Source organism: Streptomyces sp. NPDC004284, from assembly GCF_042874035.1.
GTDB lineage: Bacteria > Actinomycetota > Actinomycetes > Streptomycetales > Streptomycetaceae > Streptomyces.
In genome coordinates this window covers 66365-85730 of record NZ_JBIAMJ010000025.1, presented here as the reverse complement: position 1 = coordinate 85730, position 19366 = coordinate 66365, and the positions used below count along the sequence as shown (strand labels likewise).

Genomic DNA, 19366 nt, shown 5'->3' with positions numbered 1-19366 from the left:
TCGCCCCGCCCCCGCTGTCCCTGTGGCAGCAGGTGCTGCGCGCGGCCGAGGCCGCCTTCCCGCACCGCCCGGCCCCCCCCGCCCGGACCGCCCCGACCGGCGGCCCGCCGGCCCCCCCCCCCCCCCCCCCCCCCCCGCCCCCCCCCCCCCCCCCCCCCCCCCGCGTCCGTGTCCCTGACGCGGGAATCGTTCCGCAACGCCGCCTTCCAGCCCGGGTCCAGGACTCGGAGGACAGCGTCGAGGTGCTGCCGCCCTCCAGCGCGGTGACGAACCGGGTGAGCGCAGCCTCGTCGAGCTCCGGGTACAGACCTGCCGACGCCATGTTGCCACCGCCCTCTGAAGTCGTGGCGGTCCACGTCTGTTCGTCGAATGCCCAGGTCACCCACGCCGTGGAACACGACACGGGGCCCGGACCGGGGTCAGTGCCGACAGACCGGCATGCCGCATGAGCGGGCGCTTCGGGACGGATCAGAAGTGATCAAGAGGGATCGGGTAGAGCGAGCGTTTCCGGCCTTGGACTCCATTCCAGCCGCTCCCGGGTTCCGTCACGCGGCCGCGAGGACGACCGTGAGGCCGACCGCGATCAGGCAGAGCGCGAGGCCGGTGACGAGCGCGCGGGCCGGGGCGGACAGGCGGCGGACGGCGGGCGTGCGGAGCAGGCCGATCGGTACGGCCGCGATGGCGAGGGGGATCGGTGGCCAGTGGAGCGGGAGCCCCTCGGTGGGCCCGGCGTCGGCCTCCGCCCACAGGGCGATGAACCCCAGGAGCCCGAGCTGGGTCAGGGCGGCCGACCACAGCAGAACCGCCACCACGGCGACGCCGATCCCCCGGCGGGACGGCGCCGGGCGGGCGGGACCGTAGAGCGTCGCGTACGTGTCGGGGTTCATGGGGGCGGCTCCTTCGGACGGGGTGACCTCATCGTCGGGTCCGGGGCGCCGCCCGGGCATGGGCGCGGCTGCTCATCTCGCGGGCGGGTACGTACTCAGTCCTCCTCCTGGAGGACCGGGAAGCGGCGGGGGGCCAGGGTGAGCAGGGCCAGGAGGGCGAGGGCAGCGGCCCCGGCCGCGCCCAGGTAGACCCAGTCCACGGCCGCGGCGACCGCGCGGCGGACGGAGTCGGTGGCGGCGAGGGCGGGGGCCAGGGCGTCGAGGTCGGTGTCGGTGCCGAGGCGGGCCGCGAGGACGCCGTTGGCGATCGCGCCGAAGAGGGCGGCGCCGACGCTCTGGCCGACCTGGCGGCAGAAGAGGACGGAGGCGGTGGTCGTACCGCGCTCCTCGTACGGGACGGTCGACTGCACGCCGACGATCAGCGGCAGTTGGAAGAGGCCGAGGGAGCCGCCGAGCAGCAGCATCAGGAGGGCCGGCTGCCAGGGTTCGCCGGGGAACGGCAGGAGCGGGAAGGCCAGCAGGAGGAGCAGGGCGAGCGAGATGCCCAGGATCGCCGTGAGGCGGAAGCCGATGCGGGTGTAGACCCGGTTCGACAGCGCGGCCGTGATCGGCCAGCTCAGGGTCCAGGAGGAGAGGACGAAGCCGGCGGCTATCGGGCCGAGGCCCAGGACGGACTGGGCGTACGTGGGCAGGAAGACCGTCGGGGCGACCATCAGCAGGCCGAGGGCGCCGAGGGCGAGGTTGACGGCGGCTATCGTGCGGCGGCGCCAGACCCAGCCGGGGATGATCGGTGCGGCGGCGCGGCGCTCGATGGCGACGGTGAGGGCGGCGAGGGCGGCGGCGGTGCCGAGGAGGCCGAGGGACGGGGCCGAGAGCCAGGGCCATGCGACGCCGCCCTGGACGAGCGCGGTGATGAGCACGGCGCCGGTGGCGAAGATGGCGAGGGCGCCGGCCCAGTCGACGCGGACGCGTTCGCGGGGGGCCGTGCGGGCGGGTTCCCGCAGGTGGCGGGCGAGGAGCCAGAGGGCGAGCAGGCCGACGGGCAGGTTGACGAGGAAGATCCAGCGCCAGTCGGCGTAGCCGGCGAGGAGGCCGCCGAGGGCCGGGCCGGCGATCGAGGAGGTGGCCCAGACGGAGGACAGCTTCGCCTGGATCTTGGGGCGTTCCTTCAGCGGGTAGAGGTCGGCGGCGATGGTCTGGACGGTGCCCTGGAGGGCGCCGCCGCCGAGGCCCTGGACGACGCGGAAGGCGATCAGGGAGGCCATGTTCCAGGCGGCGGCGCAGAGCACGGAGCCGATGAGGAAGAGGACGGTCCCGGCGATGAGGACGGGCTTGCGGCCGAAGGTGTCGCTGAGCTTCCCGTACACCGGCAGGGTGACGGTGACGGCGAGCAGGTAGCCGGAGAAGAGCCAGGAGAAGACGGAGAGTCCGCCGAGGTCCCCGACGATCTGGGGGACGGCCGTGGACACGATCGTCCCGTCGAGGGCGGCGAGCCCCATGGCGAGCATGAGGGCGAGGACCACGGGGCCGCGGCGCGCGGGAGCGGGAGCGGGGGCGGACGCGGGCGCCGGATCGGCTCCGGCCCGCGTCGTGGACGGTTCCGTCACCGCACACCTTTCCTTTCTTCGTACACCTAAATGGGCGCGGCCAGGGTCTCACTAGGACCACGGGTGGAGAAGCCCCTAGGGGAACCTCCCCCCATGCGGCCCAGGGGTCGTTCGTACCGGCGGAGGAGGTGAAGTGCCGTGCCCGCTCCTTAACTTGAACGTACGCATCCCACCCGTCGCTCCAAGGAGAAAACCGTGACCACGGCTGTGACCATCCCCAGGCACGGGGGTACTGGAGGGCGTACGGCCGTCGCCGCGCGGGCGCGTCAGGTCGTCAAGGCGTACGGCTCGGGGGAGACCCGGGTCGTCGCGCTGGACTCCGTCGACGTGGACATCGCCCGCGGCCAGTTCACCGCGATCATGGGGCCGTCGGGCTCCGGCAAGTCGACCCTGATGCACTGCCTCGCCGGGCTCGACACGGTCAGCAGCGGGCAGATCTTCCTCGACGAGACCGAGATCACCGGCCTCAAGGACAAGAAGCTCACGCAGCTGCGCCGGGACCGGATCGGCTTCATCTTCCAGGCGTTCAACCTGCTGCCCACGCTGAGCGCCATCGAGAACATCACGCTGCCGATGGACATCGCCGGGCGGAAGCCCGACGCGGAGTGGCTGCGGCGGGTCGTCGACACCGTCGGGCTGTCCGAGCGGCTCAAGCACCGGCCGAACGAGCTCTCCGGCGGTCAGCAGCAGCGCGTCGCCGTGGCCCGGGCGCTCGCCGCACGGCCCGAGATCATCTTCGGCGACGAGCCCACCGGAAACCTCGACTCGCGGGCCGGCGCGGAGGTCCTCGGCTTCCTCCGCACGTCCGTGGACGAGCTGGGGCAGACGATCGTCATGGTCACCCACGACCCCGTCGCCGCCTCCTACGCGGACCGGGTGCTCTACCTCGCCGACGGGCGGATCGTGGACGAGATGGAGCGGCCCACCGCCGACGCCGTACTCGACCGGATGAAGGACTTCGACGCGCGCGGGCGGACGTCGTGACCGTCCTCAAGACCTCGCTGCGCAACTTCTTCGCGCACAAGGGCCGCATGGCGCTCTCCGCCGTCGCCGTCCTCCTGTCCGTCGCCTTCGTCAGTGGGACGCTCGTCTTCACCGACACGATGAACACGACGTTCGACAAGCTCTTCGCCTCCACCGCATCCGACGTCACCGTCAGCCCGAAGAGCGATGCGGACCCCGACGAGCTGCCGCAGAGCGGTCGCCCCGAGGCCCTCCCCGCCTCGCTCGTCGAGCGGGTCGGGAAGGTCGGGGGCGTCGAGGAGGCGCGGGGCTCGGTCACGTCGACGAGCGTCACCGTCGTCGACGCGAAGAACGAGAACGTCGGCCCGGACGGCGGCGCCCCGACGATCGCCGTCAACTGGTCGACCGACGCGCTGCGTTCGGTGGAGCTCGCCTCCGGCCACGAGCCGCGCGGCCCCACCGAGGTCGTCGTCGACGGCGCCACCGCCGAGAAGCACGGCCTGAAGCTCGGGGACGAGCTGCGGACCATCGCCGTCACCGGCGACTTCACCGCGAAGATCTCCGGCATCGTCGACTTCAAGGTCACCAACCCGGGCGCCACCGTCGTCTACTTCGACACCGCCACCGCTCAGCGTGAACTCCTGGGCAAGGAAGGCGTGTTCACCGAGGTCACCGTCGACGCGAAGCCCGGTGTCGGCCACGACGCGCTCAAGAGGGACATCGCCGCCGCGCTCGGCGGCGGCTACAAGATCCAGACCGCCGCCGAGGTCGCCGACGCGGGCCGCGCGAGCATGGCCGGATTCCTCGACGTCATGAAGTACGCGATGCTCGGCTTCGCCGCGATCGCCTTCCTCGTCGGCATCTTCCTCATCGTCAACACCTTCTCCATGCTGGTCGCCCAGCGGACCCGCGAGATCGGCCTCATGCGGGCCATCGGTTCCAGCCGCAAGCAGGTGAACCGTTCCGTCCTCGTCGAGGCGGTCCTCCTCGGCCTCGTCGGCTCCGTCGCCGGTGTCGCCGCGGGCGTCGGCCTCGCCGTCGGGCTCATGAAGATCATGTCCTCGATCGGCATGGAGCTCTCCACCCGCGACCTCACCGTGAAGTGGACGACCCCCGCCGTCGGCCTCGCCCTCGGCATCGTCGTCACCGTCCTCGCCGCGTACGTCCCCGCCCGCCGGGCCGGGAAGGTCTCCCCGATGGCCGCCCTCCGCGACGCGGGCACCCCCGCCGACGGCAAGGCCGGCCGGGTGCGGGGCCTCCTCGGGCTCGTCCTCACCGCCGCCGGAGCGGCCGCCCTGGTCGCGGCGGCCCGCGCCGCGGAGGCCGGACCCGGCTCCCTCTGGCTCGGCCTCGGCGTCGTCCTCACCCTCCTCGGCTTCGTCGTCGTCGGCCCGCTCCTCGCCGGCTTCGTCGTCCGCGGCCTCGGCGTCGTCGTCCTGCGGATCTTCGGACCCGTCGGCCGGATGGCCGAGCGCAACGCCCTCCGCAACCCGCGCCGCACCGGCGCCACCGGCGCCGCCCTCATGATCGGCCTCGCGCTCGTCGCCGGCCTCTCCGTCGTCGGCTCCTCGATGGTCGCCTCGGCCACCGAGGAACTCGACCGCTCCGTCGGCGCCGACTTCATCGTCCAGTCCGGTACGGGACAGCCGATCGTGCCGCAGGCGCAGGCCGCACTGGCGAAGACGCCCGGCCTGGACCACGTCACCACCTACAAGTGGGTCGACGTCACCGTCACCGACCCGCACGGCAAGGCCGACGAGCTCAACCTGTCCGCCACCGACCCGACGTACGTGAAGGACGTCCGCCGCGAGATCACCGCGGGCACGCTCGCCGACGCCTACGGCAAGAACGCCATGTCCGTCGGCAGCGAGTACGCGACGAAGCACGGCGTGAAGGTCGGCGACGTCCTGACCGTCGCCTTCAAGGGCGGCGACACGGCGAAGCTGAAGGTCGCCGCGATCACCACGGACACCGGGCAGGTCGACAACGGGGCGATGTACACGAACGTCTCCACCCTCTCCCGGTACCTCCCCGCCGACCGGGTGCCGAGCAGCCTGCTCATCCTGGCCGGTGCCGAGGACGGCCAGGAGACCGCCGCGTACGAGGCCCTCAAGGACGCCCTCGCGCCGTACCCGCAGTACAAGGTCAGCAACCAGGCCGACTACAAGGAGCAGTTGCAGAACCAGGTCGGCCAGCTGCTCAACATCGTCTACGGGCTCCTCGCCCTCGCCATCGTCGTCGCCGTCCTCGGCGTCGTGAACACCCTCGCCCTCTCGGTCGTCGAGCGCACCCGAGAGATCGGCCTCATGCGCGCCATCGGCCTCTCCCGCCGCCAGCTGCGCCGCATGATCCGTCTGGAGTCGGTCGTCATCGCCCTCTTCGGCGCGCTCCTCGGCCTGGGCCTGGGCATGGGCTGGGGCACCGCCGCCCAGAAGCTCCTGGCGCTCGAAGGCCTCGGCGTCCTCGACATCCCCTGGCCGACGATCCTCACGGTCTTCATCGGCTCGGCCTTCGTGGGGCTCTTCGCGGCGCTGGTCCCGGCGTTCCGGGCGGGGCGGATGAACGTCCTGAACGCGATCGCGAGCGAGTAGCCCTCGCGGGACGGAACGGGGGGCGCGGCCCCGGTGGACCCTGCCAGGTCCGCCGGGGCCGCCGTGCTGCCGGGACGATCGCCCGCACGGCGGCGGCACGCGTTCCTTCGGGCGCGTGACAGTGGCACGTCGTAGGCTGGGGCGCGTCGGGCCGTGGGGGTCCGGCATCACCCGGCCCGTGAGACGTGTCGGGTCGTTCGCGTTGTCCGAACCGGGGATGGAAGTCCATGAGTCTGCACGGTCTGCTCGACGTCGTCGTCAAGGACGCCGCCCTCGCCGAGGCGGTGAAGGCCGCGGCCGACGGGAACCGCCCGCAGGTGGACCTGGTCGGGCCGGCGGCGGCGCGGCCGTTCGCGGTGGCCGCGCTGGCCAGGGATTCGGGGCGGCCGGTGCTGGCGGTGACGGCGACCGGCCGGGAGGCCGAGGACCTGGCGGCGGCGCTGCGGTCGCTCCTCGACCCGGACACGGTCGTCGAGTACCCCTCCTGGGAGACCCTGCCGCACGAGCGGCTCTCGCCCCGCTCCGACACGGTCGGGCGCCGGCTCGCCGTGCTGCGGCGGCTGGCGCACCCGAGCGGGGACGACCCCGCCGCCGGTCCCGTCTCGGTCGTCGTGGCGCCCATCCGGTCCGTGCTCCAGCCGCAGGTCAAGGGCCTGGGGGACCTGGAGCCGGTGGCTCTCAGGAGCGGCCGGACCGCCGATCTGGACGACGTCGTCGAGGGGCTCGCGGCCGCCGCGTACTCCCGTGTGGAGCTCGTCGAGAAGCGCGGTGAGTTCGCCGTGCGCGGCGGCATCCTGGACGTCTTCCCGCCGACCGAGGAGCACCCGCTCCGGATCGAGTTCTGGGGCGACGACGTCGAGGAGATCCGGTACTTCAAGGTCGCGGACCAGCGGTCCCTGGAGGTCGCCGAGCACGGGCTGTGGGCGCCGCCCTGCCGGGAGCTGCTGCTGACGGACTCCGTGCGCGCGAAGGCCCGGGAACTCGCCGAGGCCCACCCCGAGCTGGGCGAACTCCTCGGCAAGATCGCCGAGGGGATCGCGGTGGAGGGCATGGAGTCCCTCGCGCCCGTCCTCGTCGACGACATGGAGCTGCTGCTCGACGTGCTGCCCAAGGGGTCGATGGCCGTCGTCTGCGACCCCGAGCGGGTGCGGACCCGGGCCGCCGACCTCGTCGCGACCAGCCAGGAGTTCCTCCAGGCCTCCTGGGCCGCCACCGCCGGCGGCGGCGAGGCCCCGATCGACGTCGGCGCGGCCTCGCTGTGGGGGATCGCGGACGTACGGGACCGGGCGGGCGAGCTGGGCATGGCCTGGTGGTCGGTGTCGCCGTTCGCGGCGGACGCGGTGGACGTCGGCGGGGACACGCTGACGCTGGGCATGCACGCCCCCGAGTCGTACCGCGGCGACACGGCCCGCGCGCTCGCCGACACCAAGGGCTGGCTGGCCGACGGCTGGCGGACGGTGTACGTGACGGAGGCGCACGGCCCCGCGTCCCGTACGGTCGAGGTCCTCGGCGGCGAGGGCATCGCCGCCCGCCTCGACGCCGACCTGGCGGAGATCTCGCCGGCCGTCGTGCACGTGTCCACCGGCTCCATCGACTACGGCTTCGTCGATCCGGCGCTCAAGCTGGCGGTGCTGACGGAGACCGACCTGTCGGGGCAGAAGGCGGCCGGCAAGGACGGGCAGCGGATGCCCGCCAAGCGCCGCAAGACGATCGACCCGCTGACCCTGGAGGTCGGCGACTACATCGTGCACGAGCAGCACGGCGTCGGCCGGTACGTCGAGATGGTGCAGCGGACCGTGCAGGGCGCGACCCGCGAGTACCTCCTCGTCGAGTACGCGCCCGCGAAGCGCGGCCAGCCCGGCGACCGGCTGTACATCCCGACCGACCAGCTGGAGCAGGTCACCAAGTACGTGGGCGGCGAGGCGCCGACCCTGCACCGGCTCGGCGGCGCGGACTGGACGAAGACGAAGCAGCGCGCGAAGAAGGCCGTGAAGGAGATCGCGGCCGATCTGATCAAGCTGTACAGCGCCCGCATGGCGGCCCCCGGTCATGCCTTCGGCCCGGACACCCCGTGGCAGCGGGAGCTGGAGGACGCCTTCCCGTACGCGGAGACGCCCGACCAGCTGTCCACCATCGCCGAGGTGAAGGAGGACATGGAGAAGACGGTCCCCATGGACCGTCTGATCTGCGGCGACGTCGGCTACGGCAAGACGGAGATCGCGGTGCGGGCCGCCTTCAAGGCCGTCCAGGACGGCAAGCAGGTCGCGGTCCTCGTTCCGACGACGCTGCTCGTGCAGCAGCACTTCGGCACGTTCAGCGAGCGGTACTCGCAGTTCCCGGTGAAGGTGCGGGCGCTGTCCCGGTTCCAGACGGAGACCGAGTCGAAGGCGACGATGGAGGGGCTGCGGGAGGGCTCGGTCGACGTCGTCATCGGCACCCACCGCCTCTTCTCCTCCGAGACGAAGTTCAAGGACCTGGGCCTGGTCATCGTCGACGAGGAGCAGCGCTTCGGCGTCGAGCACAAGGAGCAGCTGAAGAAGCTCCGGGCGAACGTCGACGTGCTGACGATGTCCGCCACCCCGATCCCGCGCACCCTGGAGATGGCGGTCACCGGCATCCGCGAGATGTCGACGATCACCACCCCGCCGGAGGAGCGGCACCCGGTCCTCACCTTCGTCGGTCCGTACGAGGAGAAGCAGATCGGCGCCGCGATCCGGCGTGAACTCCTGCGCGAGGGCCAGGTCTTCTACATCCACAACCGGGTCGACTCGATCGACCGGGCGGCCGCCCGCCTTCGTGAGATCGTCCCCGAGGCGCGGATCGCGACCGCCCACGGCCAGATGTCGGAGCAGGCGCTCGAACAGGTCGTGGTCGACTTCTGGGAGAAGAAGTTCGACGTGCTCGTCTCGACGACGATCGTCGAGTCCGGCATCGACATCTCCAACGCCAACACCCTCATCGTCGAGCGCGGCGACAACTTCGGCCTCAGCCAGCTCCACCAGCTGCGCGGCCGTGTCGGGCGTGGCCGGGAGCGGGGGTACGCGTACTTCCTGTACCCGCCGGAGAAGCCGCTCACGGAGACCGCGCACGAGCGGCTCGCGACGATCGCCCAGCACACCGAGATGGGCGCCGGCATGTACGTCGCCATGAAGGACCTGGAGATCCGCGGCGCGGGCAACCTGCTCGGCGGCGAGCAGTCCGGTCACATCGCGGGCGTCGGCTTCGACCTGTACGTGCGGATGGTCGGCGAGGCCGTCGCCGACTACCGGGCGCAGATGGAGGGCGGCGTCGAGGAGGAGGCGCCCCTCGAGGTGAAGATCGAGCTCCCGGTCGACGCCCACATGCCGCACGACTACGCGCCGGGCGAGCGGCTGCGGCTCCAGGCCTACCGCTCGATCGCCTCCGCGAACTCGGAGGAGGACATCAGGGCCGTACGCGAGGAGCTCACCGACCGGTACGGCAAGCTGCCCGAGCCGGTGGAGAACCTGCTCCTGGTCGCGGGCCTGCGGATGCTCGCGCGCGCGTGCGGGGTCGGCGAGATCGTCCTCCAGGGCTCCAACATCCGCTTCGCGCCGGTGGAGCTGCGCGAGTCCCAGGAGCTGAGGCTGAAGCGCCTCCACCCGAAGTCCGTCATCAAGCCGGCCGTCCACCAGATCCTGGTGCCGCGCCCGACGACCGGAAAGATCGGCGGCAAGCCGGTGGTGGGGCGTGAACTCCTCGCGTGGACGGGCGAGTTCCTGACGACGATCCTCGGCGGCTGAGTCCGGAGCCGTCGCGCGGCGCCCCCTGTCTCAGGGGGCGCCGTGCTGTTTCCCGGCCTGCGAGAAGAGCAGGCCGGTGAGCGAGCGGAAGTACTCCTCGGGGTCGAGCTCGCCGATCGCCTCCCGCATGTTGTGGGTGAGGAGCAGCGTCGCGAAGCCGTGGGCGAGCGACCAGGCGGCGATGCCGGCCGTGCGGGTGTCGGGGACGTCGCGCAGTTCGGCGACGCCCGCGCGGAGTTCGGCGGAGGCGCGCTCCTTGGCGGCGAGGAGGTCCGGGTCGTCGGCGCGCAGCAGCTCCGGCTGGAACATGACCTGGAAGTGCGCCGGGTGCTCCACCGCGAAGCGCACGTAGCGCACTCCCCGTTCGCGCAGTTCGGGCGTGCCCGCGAGGCCGGCGGCGAGGAGCTCGTGGCCCTGGGCGGCGATCGCGGTGAGCAGGCCCGTGCGGTCCTTGAAGTGGTGGGCGGGCGCGGCGTGCGAGACGCCCGCGCGGCGGGCGAGGTCGCGCAGGCTCAGCGCCCCGGGGCCCTCGACGGCGATCACGTCGAGGGCGGCGGTGAGGATCGCCTGCCGCAGGTCGCCGTGGTGGTAGGTGCTCCGGCCCGCCCGGCCGCCCGGTCCGTCGCCGCCGGTCCTGCCGTTGTCGGTCCTGTCGCCGCCGGTCCTGTCGCTGTCCGTCCTGCCGTCGCTCGTCTTGTTCTCGCTCGTCATGGCAGCAGCCTAGCCCTCATCTTGTCATTGACAAGTTCGCACCCCGGCGCGCAATCTTGTCGATGACAAGATGTTGTCGGTCGAGGGAGGACCCCGTGGACACCGCTCGCGTACGTCAGATGTGGCACCTGCTCGAACCCCTGCACTCCGTGCTCTACTACGCCCCCGAGGCCTTCGACGAGGCCGGCGCCCTCGGGTACGGGACCGCCGACCGCTGGCCCTCCTACTTCGCGTGGCGCGCCGCCGCCCTCGGCCCCGTCGGGCCCGTCCGGGTCACGTCCGCCTTCTACGGCTTCAGCCCCGAGAAGGTCGCCCGGCACGTCCCCGCCGCCTGGGAGGTCGCCGCCCCCGCCGACGTCCTCGCCGCCCGGCTCCGGGCCGTCGACCGGTCCTACCGGGCCCTGCTCGGCGAGGAGGTCGTCGAGGGCCCCGCGTTCGCGGAGGCCGCCCGGATCGCCCGCCGGGCCGCCGGGTCGGCCGGTCTCGAAGGCCGTCCGCTCGCCGCCGCCCACGCCGAGCTGCCCTGGCCCGACGCCCCGCACCTCGTCCTCTGGCAGGCGGCGACGATCCTCCGCGAGCACCGGGGCGACGGCCACATCGCCGCCCTGATCGCCGCGGGGCTCGACCCGGCCGAGTCGCTCGTCTCCTTCGCGGCCGTCGGGGCCGCGCCGGAACCGGTCTTCGAGACCCGGGGCTGGAGCGCGGACGCCTGGGAGGCCGCCCGCGAGCGCCTCGCCGCCCGCGGTCTCCTCGACCCGGCGGGGACGGTCACCGACGCCGGCCGCGCCCTGCGCGCCGAGGTCGAGCGCCGTACGGACGAACTGGCCGCGGGGCCGTGGGAGGCCCTCGGCGCCGAGGACACCGCCCGGCTCGACGCCCTCCTGGGCGGGCCCTGGCTCACGATCGTCGGCTCCGGCCTGCTGCCCTCCGAGAACACCCTCGGCATCGGAAGGATCTGACGGCGCGCCGACGGAGGGATCTGACGGCGCGTCGATCCCGGGCCTTCGGTCCGTCCGATTCGGGACCGAAGATCCCAAGGGTCCGGTGCGCCGCGGCCTAGGATCCCAGGGTGCTGACACGTCGAACGATCCTGCCCGCGGCCCTCGCCGTCACCGTCGCGCTCACGGCCGGCGCCTGTTCCCGGAGCGGGGGCGGCCCGGGCGCGAAGCCCGCCGCGCCCGGCACGGCGCTCGCCGCCGTGGACACCCTCACCGTCAAGGGCCGCGCCCCGAAGACCGGGTACGAGCGGGAGAAGTTCGGCCGCTCCTGGGTGGACGTCGACAAGAACGGCTGCGGCACCCGGGACGACATACTCAAGCGGGACCTGACCGGCGTCCGCTTCACGGACGGCCACTGCAAGGTCGCCTCCGGGACCCTCACCGACGACCCCTACACCGGCACCACCGTCCGCTACGTCCGGGGCCGCTCCCAGGTCGACATCGACCATGTCGTCGCGCTCTCCGACGCCTGGCAGAAGGGGGCGCAGAAGTGGGACGGCGAGACCCGGCGCCGCTTCGCCAACGACCCGCTCAACCTCCTCGCCGTCGACGCCGCCACCAACCGCCGCAAGTCCGACGGCGACGCCGCCACCTGGCTGCCGCCGAACCAGGCCTACCGCTGCACGTACGTGGCCCGGCAGGTCGCGGTGAAGAAGAAGTACGGGGTGTGGGTGACGGCGGGGGAGCGGGACGCGATGAAGCGGGTCCTCGGCGGCTGCCCGCGGCAGAAGCTCCCGTAGGGGCCCCGCGGGAAAAACGGTTGGGCACTCCGTGAACGATCTTTAACCTGGCCGCATGGACCTGAACATATCGACCCTCGCCGAACGACCCGAGCTCGAAGGGGCGATGTGGTCCATGAAGGACCTGTGGCCCGAGTTCGTGCTGTACGACCCGGTCGGCTGGGCCAACATGGGCCGGATCGTCCGGGAGTTCCCGGAGTACGTGCTCGTCGCCACCGACGCCGGGGGCGCGGTCGTCGCCCGTGGCTTCAGCGTGCCCTTCCGGCTCGGCGCGGAGGGGCGCGGCGAGCTGCCCGCCCGGGGCTGGGACGAGGTCCTGAACTGGGCCTTCTCCGATCTGCGGCACGGCCGGGAGGCCGACACCGTGAGCGCGATCGAGATCACCGTCGACCTCGGTCACCTCGGCAAGGGCGTCTCGTACCAGATGCTCGCCGCGATGCGGGAGAACGTCCGCCGGCTCGGTTTCGCCGAGCTGGTCGCCCCGGTCCGCCCCAACGGCAAGCACCTGGAGGCCGTGTCCTCCATCCACGAGTACGCCTTCCGCACGCGGGAGGCCGACGGCCTGCCGCAGGACCCGTGGCTCCGCGTCCACGTGCGCGCGGGCGGCGTGATCGACAAGGTGGCCCCGGCCTCCATGACCGTCTCCGGCTCCGTCGAGCAGTGGCGGAAGTGGACCGGCCTCCCCTTCGACGCGGACGGCCCGGTCGAGGTCGAGGGCGCGCTGGTCCCGGTCCACTGCGAGGCCTCGCGCGGCTACGCGGTCTATGTCGAGCCCAATGTGTGGGTGCGTCACCGCGTCTGATCCGCCGAACCGTCCGAGGGACGGGTGAGAGGGCCGTTCCCCCCGGGTGGCGGCCCTCTCACGTACAGGGGGTGTCGGTCAGTCGGTCTCGACGACGTCCTTCGCCGCCGGGGCCTCGGCCACGACCGGCTTTCCGTAGTGGGAGAAGGTGATCGTCCCCGGCTCCTCGCCGCCCTTCGTGACGATCTTCAGGATGTACGGGGTGCCCTCCGTGGCCACGTGGACGGTGGTGCTCTCGCCGTCGCCGTCCGACTCCGTCAGGGTCAGCGCCTGCTGCCCGCCGACCGTGGTCTCGGCGCCCTTCACGATGTCGCTCGCGCCCGGCTCGAACTCGCCGAGGAGGCCCTTCAGGTCGCAGAGCGCCAGCATGTCCTTGCTGTCGGGGTCGGAGACGGGCGACTTCACCCAGCGGCCCTTCAGCTGCTTGACGGTGGCCTCCTGCACCTCCGGGCTCTCGTCCTTGACCTGCTCGCGCAGGAAGGCCTCGTCGAAGCGCAGGTAGACGTTCCTGTCGTCGACCTTGACCAGTTCGGCGGTGTCGTTCGTGCCCATGGTCAGCGTCCCGGCGCACTTCCCCCGGCCGTCGAGGGAGAGGTAGCCCTTCACCGGCTCCTCGGGGGACCTCAGGTCGACGTCCACGGTCAGGGACTTCGCGTTCTTCGTCGCCATGAAGGCCTCGTTGACGATCTGTGCACCGGTCAGCTTCCCGAAGGGCCCGTCCGACTCCGGTTCGGCCGAGAAGCGGGCGCAGGCGGTGGTGCCGAGGGCGAGGGCGGTGCACAGGACGGCCGTGAGGGCGGCTCGACGGGGGCGGAGGGCGGCGTGCATGGTGGTTCTCCGGGAGGGTCGTACGGCGGGTGGGGCCCCGAAGGGCCCCGGTCCTCGTGGTGCGGGGTCCGGCCTGGGTCAGCCGACCTTCAGCTCCCACTGGGAGGCGTTGTAGTTGAAGCCGGGGTTGACCTCGACGGTCAGGTCCTCGGCGTCCTTGGGGGCGTCGAAGGCGACGGTGACGGTGGCCTTCTTGCCGGGCAGGATGCTGCCCTGGAAGCCCGTGCCGACCTTCTCGTCGAAGATCTGCTCGGCGGCGACGCCGTTCTTCCCGGCCCGGCCGGTCAGGGTGACGCCGACGGCGTCGAACTTCTTCTTGGAGCCGTTCTCGATGACGACGGTCACCTGGTAGGCCTTGTTGCCCGCGGTGTGGCCGGCCGCGACCTCGCTCGGGGAGTACGGCTTCGGGTCCGCGACCGTGACCTTGAGGTTGTCGTCGTAGACCGAGCTGTCGCCGTCCGCGAGGTTCTTCGGGGCCGGGTCCTTCGGGGCCGCGTCCTTGATGCCCTTGTCGATCTGGTCGACCGCGTCCTTGACGGCCGTGAACGTGATGACCGCGCCGACGACCGAGAGGATCAGGGCAGCGAGGCCCAGGATCGCGCCGGTGAGCGCCACTCCCTTGTTGTTCGCCTCGTGGCGCTTCACGCGGCCCTTGCCGACGAGGCCCAGGATCAGGGCGATCAGGCCGAGGATGCCGGCCAGCCAGAAGAAGAGCGGGATGAGACCGGACAGCGTGCCGATGATGCCGAGGATCAGGGCCGCGGTGCCGAGGCCGTTGCGCATGGCCTGCGGGGCGGCGGCAGGCGGGACCTGGGTGTCGTACGACATGGGTGTGTCCTCCCGGACGAAGGCGATGTCTGGTGCGATGGGTCAATCACAGCAGAGCCTGTGAACCGAGTCAACACGGTTCACGAAAAAGGGATCGGCTCACACTGTGAAGTGGTGTGGCGGGCGTCCGTCGCTAGGATGGGTGTCACAGCCAGAGGGGCGAGCCAGGGGAGTGAGTCACGTGCCGGAGAACGCAGCAGAGGCGGGTGCGGAGCAGCCGGGCGGCACGGCGGAGGTGAACGCCGCCGAGGTGAACGCCGCCGGGATCGCCCGGCTCGCCGGGGTCGGCCGGGCCGCCGTCAGCAACTGGCGCCGCCGCCACCCCGACTTCCCCAAGCCCGTCGGCGGCACGGAGACCAGCCCCTCCTTCGCCCTCGCGGACGTCGAGCGGTGGCTCCGCGCCCAGGGCAAGCTGGCCGAGGTGCCGCTCAAGGAGCGCGTCTGGCAGCAGGTCGCGGGCCACCCGGCCGGCGCCGTCACCGCCCTCGTCCACGCGGGCTGCGCCCTCCTCCTCGTACGGGACAGGTCCGCGGCCTGGCCCACGCTCGCCGAGCTGTCCGACGAGCGGCTCGCGGAGGTGCTGCCCGTCGCCCTGGAGGAGACGCTCACCGAGCGCCTCGGCCCCGAGCGGGCCGTCCTCACCCCCGGCGCCCCCGCGCTCGCCGTCTCCGTCCCGCTGGTGCGCGGGGCCGCCGAGCTCGCCGCCGAGACCGGGGTCCGCGCGGCCTTCGAGTTCCTGCTCGGCCGTCACCTCGACGCCAACCCCCGGCAGTACACGCTCACCCCGCCCGGCCCCGCCGCCCTCATGGCGGCGCTCGCGGCACCCCCGAAGCCGGAGCACGACGGCGTCCCGCTCACCGTCCTCGACCCCGCCTCCGGGACCGGCGGCCTGCTGAGCGCGGTCGAGCGGCCCGGCGCCGTCTGCGGCCAGGACGCCGACCACGACCTCGCCGCGCTCACCGCCCTGCGCCTGGCGCTCGCCACCGACGCCGACATCCGCGTCCGGTCCGGCGACAGCCTGCGCGCCGACGCCTTCCCGACGCTCGCGGCGGACGCCGTCCTGTGCCACCCGCCGTTCAACGAGCGGAACTGGGGCCACGACGAACTGGCCTACGACCCGCGCTGGGAGTACGGCTTCCCGGCCCGCACGGAGTCCGAACTCGCCTGGGTCCAGCACGCCCTGGCCCGCCTGCGTCCCGGTGGCACCGCCGTCCTCCTCATGCCGCCCGCCGCCGCCTCCCGCCGCTCCGGCCGCCGCATCCGCGCCGACCTGCTCCGCCGGGGCGCCCTGCGCGCGGTCGTCGCCCTCCCGGCCGGCGCCGCCCCGCCGTACGGCATCCCGCTCCACCTCTGGGTGCTGCGCAGGCCCGTCCCGGGCGAGCGGCACCCCGCCGAACTCCTCCTCGTCGACACCGCGTCCGAGCACGCGGGCCCGGCCCGCGACACCCGCGACCGGATCGACTGGCCGACCGTCCACACCGCCGTACTGGACGCCTGGACGGCCTTCGACCGGGACGGGACCCTCGCCGGGACCCCGGGCGCGAGCCGCTCCGTGCCCGTCATCGAACTCCTCGACGACGACGTCGACCTCGCCCCCGCCCGCCACCTCCCGCCGCCGGCCGCCGCCGAGGGCGCGGCGCAGCTGTCCGGGGTGCGCGAGCGGCTGGACCGGACCCTGCACCGGACCCGCGAACTGACCCCGCCGCCCGTGACCGACCCGGCCCCCGGCGGCGGCCTCGGCCGGCCCACGACCACCGTCGGCGAACTCGCCCGCGCCGGAGCCCTCGCCCTGCGCGCCGGCGGCGCGGGCACCGCCCCCGCCGGAGCCCCGGTCGCCGTCCTCACCGACCACGACGTCCTCGCCGCCCAGCCGCCCTCCGGGACGCTGCCCGACGGCCCGCCCGAGGAGCCGGTCCTCCTCGAAGCCGGGGACGTCGTCGTCCCCGTGCTCGGCGGCGGCGCGGCCGTCCGGGTCGTCGACGCCTCCGCCGAGGGCGCCGCGCTCGGCCGCAACCTCCAGCTGCTGCGCCCCGATCAGGCGGCCCTCGACCCCTGGTTCCTGGCCGGGTTCCTCCGGGCCACCGCCAACACCCGGCAGGCCAGCAGCTACGCCTCCACCGCGACCCGGCTCGACGTGCGCCGCCTCCAGCTGCCGCGCCTGCCCCTGGCCGAACAGCGCCGGTTCGGGGAGCGGTTCCGGGCGCTCGCCGAGTTCGAGGAGTCGCTGCGGCTGGCCGCCCGCCTCGGCGACCAGCTGGTGCAGGGCCTGTACGACGGTCTGGCGGACGGCACGGTGGCCCCGTAGGCGACCGCTCGGTTCGACAACGGTTCCGGGTATCCCGGAGCCGTTGTCCGCAGGGGTGTATACGCTCGTCTCCGCACCCGATCCGTCCGAGCAGGAGCAGCAGGATGTACGGCCCTCCGCAGGCCCCGCAGGTTCCGCAGCCGCCGAAGAGCCCCGTCACCGGTGGCCGGGTCGGGCTGCTCGTCCTCTTCTGCGCGCTCGCGCTGCTCAGCTGCGGCTTCCTGGCCTGGGCGCCGATGCTGCGGGTCGCGGTCCTCACCCGCAGGGCGCTGGACTGGGTGCTGTTCGGCGTGACGTTCGCGGTGGCGGCGGGCCTCTTCACGTACGCGGGCGTGACCGGCGACAAGGAGGCCACCACCGCGGAGGCCTTCGCCGCCGTCGGCATCATGATGCTCCTGGTGGCGGGCCCGGTCACGTACTACCTGGTGACGGAGATCCGCCGCCTGGACCGGGGCGGCGCGGTTCCCGCGTACCGCCCGCCGGGGTACGACCACGCCTCCGCCGTCACGGTCCCGGGCGCGCTCGGCGACCAGAACCCGTACGCCCGCCCGGTCGCCCCGCCGCCCGTCACGCCCGCCCCCCGCATCGACCAGGTCCGCGCCGAGCTCGACGAGCTGAGCGACCTGCTGCGGGGCAACAACTCCGGGGAAGGCGAAGACCGCAGGTGAACGGGCGGGTCATCGGCGGGCGTTACGAGCTCGCCACCGTCATCGGCCAGGGCGGGATGGGCCAGGTCTGGACGGCGTACGACGGACGGCTCGACCGCCGGGTCGCGGTGAAGCTGCTCCGCCCGGCCACCATGACCGGCCCCGCCACCGCCGCCGAGGAGCTGCGGCGCCGCTTCGTGCGGGAGTGCCGGGTGACCGCGCAGGTCGACCACCCCGGCCTGGTGACCGTGCACGACGCCGGCAGCGACGGCGACGACCTCTACCTCGTCATGCAGTACGTGGAGGGCTCCGACCTCGCCGACCACCTCGCCGAGCACGACCCGTACCCCTGGGAGTGGGCGGTCTGCGTGGCCGCGCAGCTGTGCGCGGTGCTCGCCGCCGTGCACGCGGTGCCGATCGTGCACCGCGACCTCAAGCCGCGGAACGTGATGATCCGTCCGGACGGCACGATGACCGTCCTCGACCTGGGCGTCGCCTCCGTCCTGGACACGGACACGACCCGGCTCACGCAGACCGGTTCGCCCATCGGCAGCCCGGCGTACATGGCGCCGGAGCAGGCCATGGGCGGCGCCGTCGGCCCGTCCACCGACCTGTACGCGCTGGGCGTCCTGCTCCACGAACTCCTCAGCGGGAACGTGCCGTTCGCCGGATCCACCGCGCTCGGCGTGCTGCACCGGCACCTGTACGAGCCGCCCGCGCCGCTCCGGCAGCTGCGGCCCGAGGTCCCCGAGGCGCTCGAAGCGCTGGTCCTGCGGCTGCTCGCCAAGGACCCGCAGGCGCGGCCGTCCGGCGCGCACGAGGTGTACGAGCACCTGCTGCCGCTGCTGCCCGCGCGCGGTGCCCCGGCGGGGCCGCTGGACCCGACCCGGCCGTTCCTGCGCCCGCACGCGCCCTGGCCGGACCGCGCGACGGCGAGGGCGGCGCACGTGCCTCCCCCGGTTCCGCCGATGCCCCCGTCCGCGCCGGCGGCTCCCCGCACCGATCCGAGGACCGATCCCCGTACCGACCCCCGGATCTACGCGAGCGGGTCGCCACCGCCGCGAACCGACGTCGCCGCGGCCGTCGACGAGGTGAAGCGGCTGCTCGGGGAGGGCTCGCTCACCCAGGCCGTGGACCTGCTCGGCGACATCCTCCCCGCCGCCGCGGCCGAGCACGGCGAGCGGTCGCCGGTCGTCCGCATCCTGCGCAAGCAGTACGCGTCCACGCTGATGGACGACGGCCAGTACCGGCGCGCGCTGCCGGAGCTGCGCCGGCTCGCGGAGGACCGCGGCGCGGAGGCGGGCCCGACGGACCCGCAGTTCCTCCAGTTCCGTTACGACGCGGCCCTGTGCCTGGAGCAGTTGGGGGAGACGGCCGCCGCGCTCGCGGAGTTCCGCACGGTCCTGCCGTACTACGCGCAGGACCTGGCCCGGTCCTTCGACATCCGGCAGCGGATCGGGCTGCTGCTCCTCGCGGCGGGCGAGCACGCGGCCGGCCAGGACGAGCTCCAGCGGCTCCTGTTCGACGCGGAGCGCGCGTACGGCCCGTACCACGCGCTCCCGGTGGACCTGCGGCGTTCCCTGGACCACCAGCGCCAGCTGGGGCGAAGGCCCTGAAACGGCTCCTTCGGGTGGACGGATCGTGACCCTGGCGAGGCGAGGGGATCACGACTCGACAACTGATCGTGAAGTGGATCTT

General features: G+C 73.2%; 14 protein-coding genes. 9 read left to right on the top strand and 5 right to left on the bottom strand.

Going from position 1 to position 19366, the window contains the following annotated elements:
* Window positions 1-545: 545 nt before the first annotated feature.
* The gene (locus ACFYUS_RS37310) at window positions 546-887 is read right to left on the bottom strand and encodes a hypothetical protein (RefSeq protein WP_388862453.1); all 342 of its coding nucleotides are present in this window, start codon (window positions 885-887) and stop codon (window positions 546-548) included.
* Between the two features lie 95 nt (window positions 888-982).
* Entirely contained in the window at window positions 983-2494 is a 1512-nt protein-coding gene (locus ACFYUS_RS37305; protein ID WP_388862451.1) for an MFS transporter, read from the bottom strand.
* 195 nt (window positions 2495-2689) lie between these two features.
* Here ACFYUS_RS37305 and ACFYUS_RS37300 point away from each other — a divergent pair, with 195 nt between their 5' ends.
* The 3 genes from ACFYUS_RS37300 (at window position 2690) to mfd (ending at window position 9809) form a co-directional block, all read left to right on the top strand.
* Complete coding sequence (locus ACFYUS_RS37300; protein ID WP_388862449.1) at window positions 2690-3478, top strand: ABC transporter ATP-binding protein; 789 nt, start codon at window positions 2690-2692, stop codon at window positions 3476-3478.
* Window positions 3475-6048, top strand: coding sequence for an ABC transporter permease (locus tag ACFYUS_RS37295; protein WP_388862447.1), 2574 nt, complete (start codon window positions 3475-3477; stop codon window positions 6046-6048). The genes ACFYUS_RS37300 and ACFYUS_RS37295 overlap by 4 nt, the downstream gene beginning before the upstream one ends.
* Window positions 6049-6275: 227 nt before the next feature.
* Window positions 6276-9809, top strand: a complete 3534-nt coding sequence (gene mfd, locus ACFYUS_RS37290; RefSeq protein WP_388862445.1) for a transcription-repair coupling factor — start codon at window positions 6276-6278, stop codon at window positions 9807-9809.
* Window positions 9810-9839: 30 nt separating this feature from the next.
* On the opposite strand, the gene ACFYUS_RS37285 is transcribed toward mfd, so the two are convergent.
* Window positions 9840-10520: a TetR/AcrR family transcriptional regulator gene (locus ACFYUS_RS37285; RefSeq protein ID WP_388862443.1), complete on the bottom strand. Its 681-nt coding sequence runs from the start codon at window positions 10518-10520 to the stop codon at window positions 9840-9842.
* 62 nt (window positions 10521-10582) lie between these two features.
* On the opposite strand from ACFYUS_RS37285, the gene ACFYUS_RS37280 reads away from it, so the two are divergent.
* The 3 genes from ACFYUS_RS37280 to ACFYUS_RS37270 all read left to right on the top strand — a co-directional run bounded on the left by ACFYUS_RS37280 (window position 10583) and on the right by ACFYUS_RS37270 (window position 13060).
* A complete protein-coding gene (locus ACFYUS_RS37280; RefSeq protein WP_388862441.1) occupies window positions 10583-11479 on the top strand; it encodes a hypothetical protein in 897 nt (298 codons plus the stop codon).
* A 113-nt stretch (window positions 11480-11592) separates the two neighbouring features.
* Window positions 11593-12258: a DUF1524 domain-containing protein gene (locus tag ACFYUS_RS37275; RefSeq protein ID WP_388862465.1), complete on the top strand. Its 666-nt coding sequence runs from the start codon at window positions 11593-11595 to the stop codon at window positions 12256-12258.
* A gap of 55 nt (window positions 12259-12313) precedes the next feature.
* Window positions 12314-13060, top strand: a complete 747-nt coding sequence (locus tag ACFYUS_RS37270) for an N-acetyltransferase (RefSeq protein WP_388862439.1) — start codon at window positions 12314-12316, stop codon at window positions 13058-13060.
* Window positions 13061-13138: 78 nt separating this feature from the next.
* Here the strand turns inward: ACFYUS_RS37270 and ACFYUS_RS37265 are convergent, their stop codons facing one another.
* Entirely contained in the window at window positions 13139-13888 is a 750-nt protein-coding gene (locus tag ACFYUS_RS37265; protein WP_388862437.1) for a hypothetical protein, read from the bottom strand.
* A gap of 78 nt (window positions 13889-13966) precedes the next feature.
* The gene (locus ACFYUS_RS37260; protein ID WP_388862435.1) at window positions 13967-14716 is read right to left on the bottom strand and encodes a DUF4190 domain-containing protein; all 750 of its coding nucleotides are present in this window, start codon (window positions 14714-14716) and stop codon (window positions 13967-13969) included.
* Between the two features lie 250 nt (window positions 14717-14966).
* On the opposite strand from ACFYUS_RS37260, the gene ACFYUS_RS37255 reads away from it, so the two are divergent.
* The 3 genes from ACFYUS_RS37255 (at window position 14967) to ACFYUS_RS37245 (ending at window position 19284) form a co-directional block, all read left to right on the top strand.
* Complete coding sequence (locus tag ACFYUS_RS37255; RefSeq protein WP_388862463.1) at window positions 14967-17021, top strand: N-6 DNA methylase; 2055 nt, start codon at window positions 14967-14969, stop codon at window positions 17019-17021.
* A gap of 104 nt (window positions 17022-17125) precedes the next feature.
* Window positions 17126-17689 (top strand): hypothetical protein, encoded by a 564-nt coding sequence (locus ACFYUS_RS37250; RefSeq protein WP_388862433.1) that lies wholly within the window; start codon window positions 17126-17128, stop codon window positions 17687-17689.
* Entirely contained in the window at window positions 17686-19284 is a 1599-nt protein-coding gene (locus ACFYUS_RS37245; RefSeq protein WP_388862431.1) for a protein kinase, read from the top strand. The genes ACFYUS_RS37250 and ACFYUS_RS37245 overlap by 4 nt, the downstream gene beginning before the upstream one ends.
* The last annotated feature ends 82 nt before the right edge of the window (window positions 19285-19366 follow it).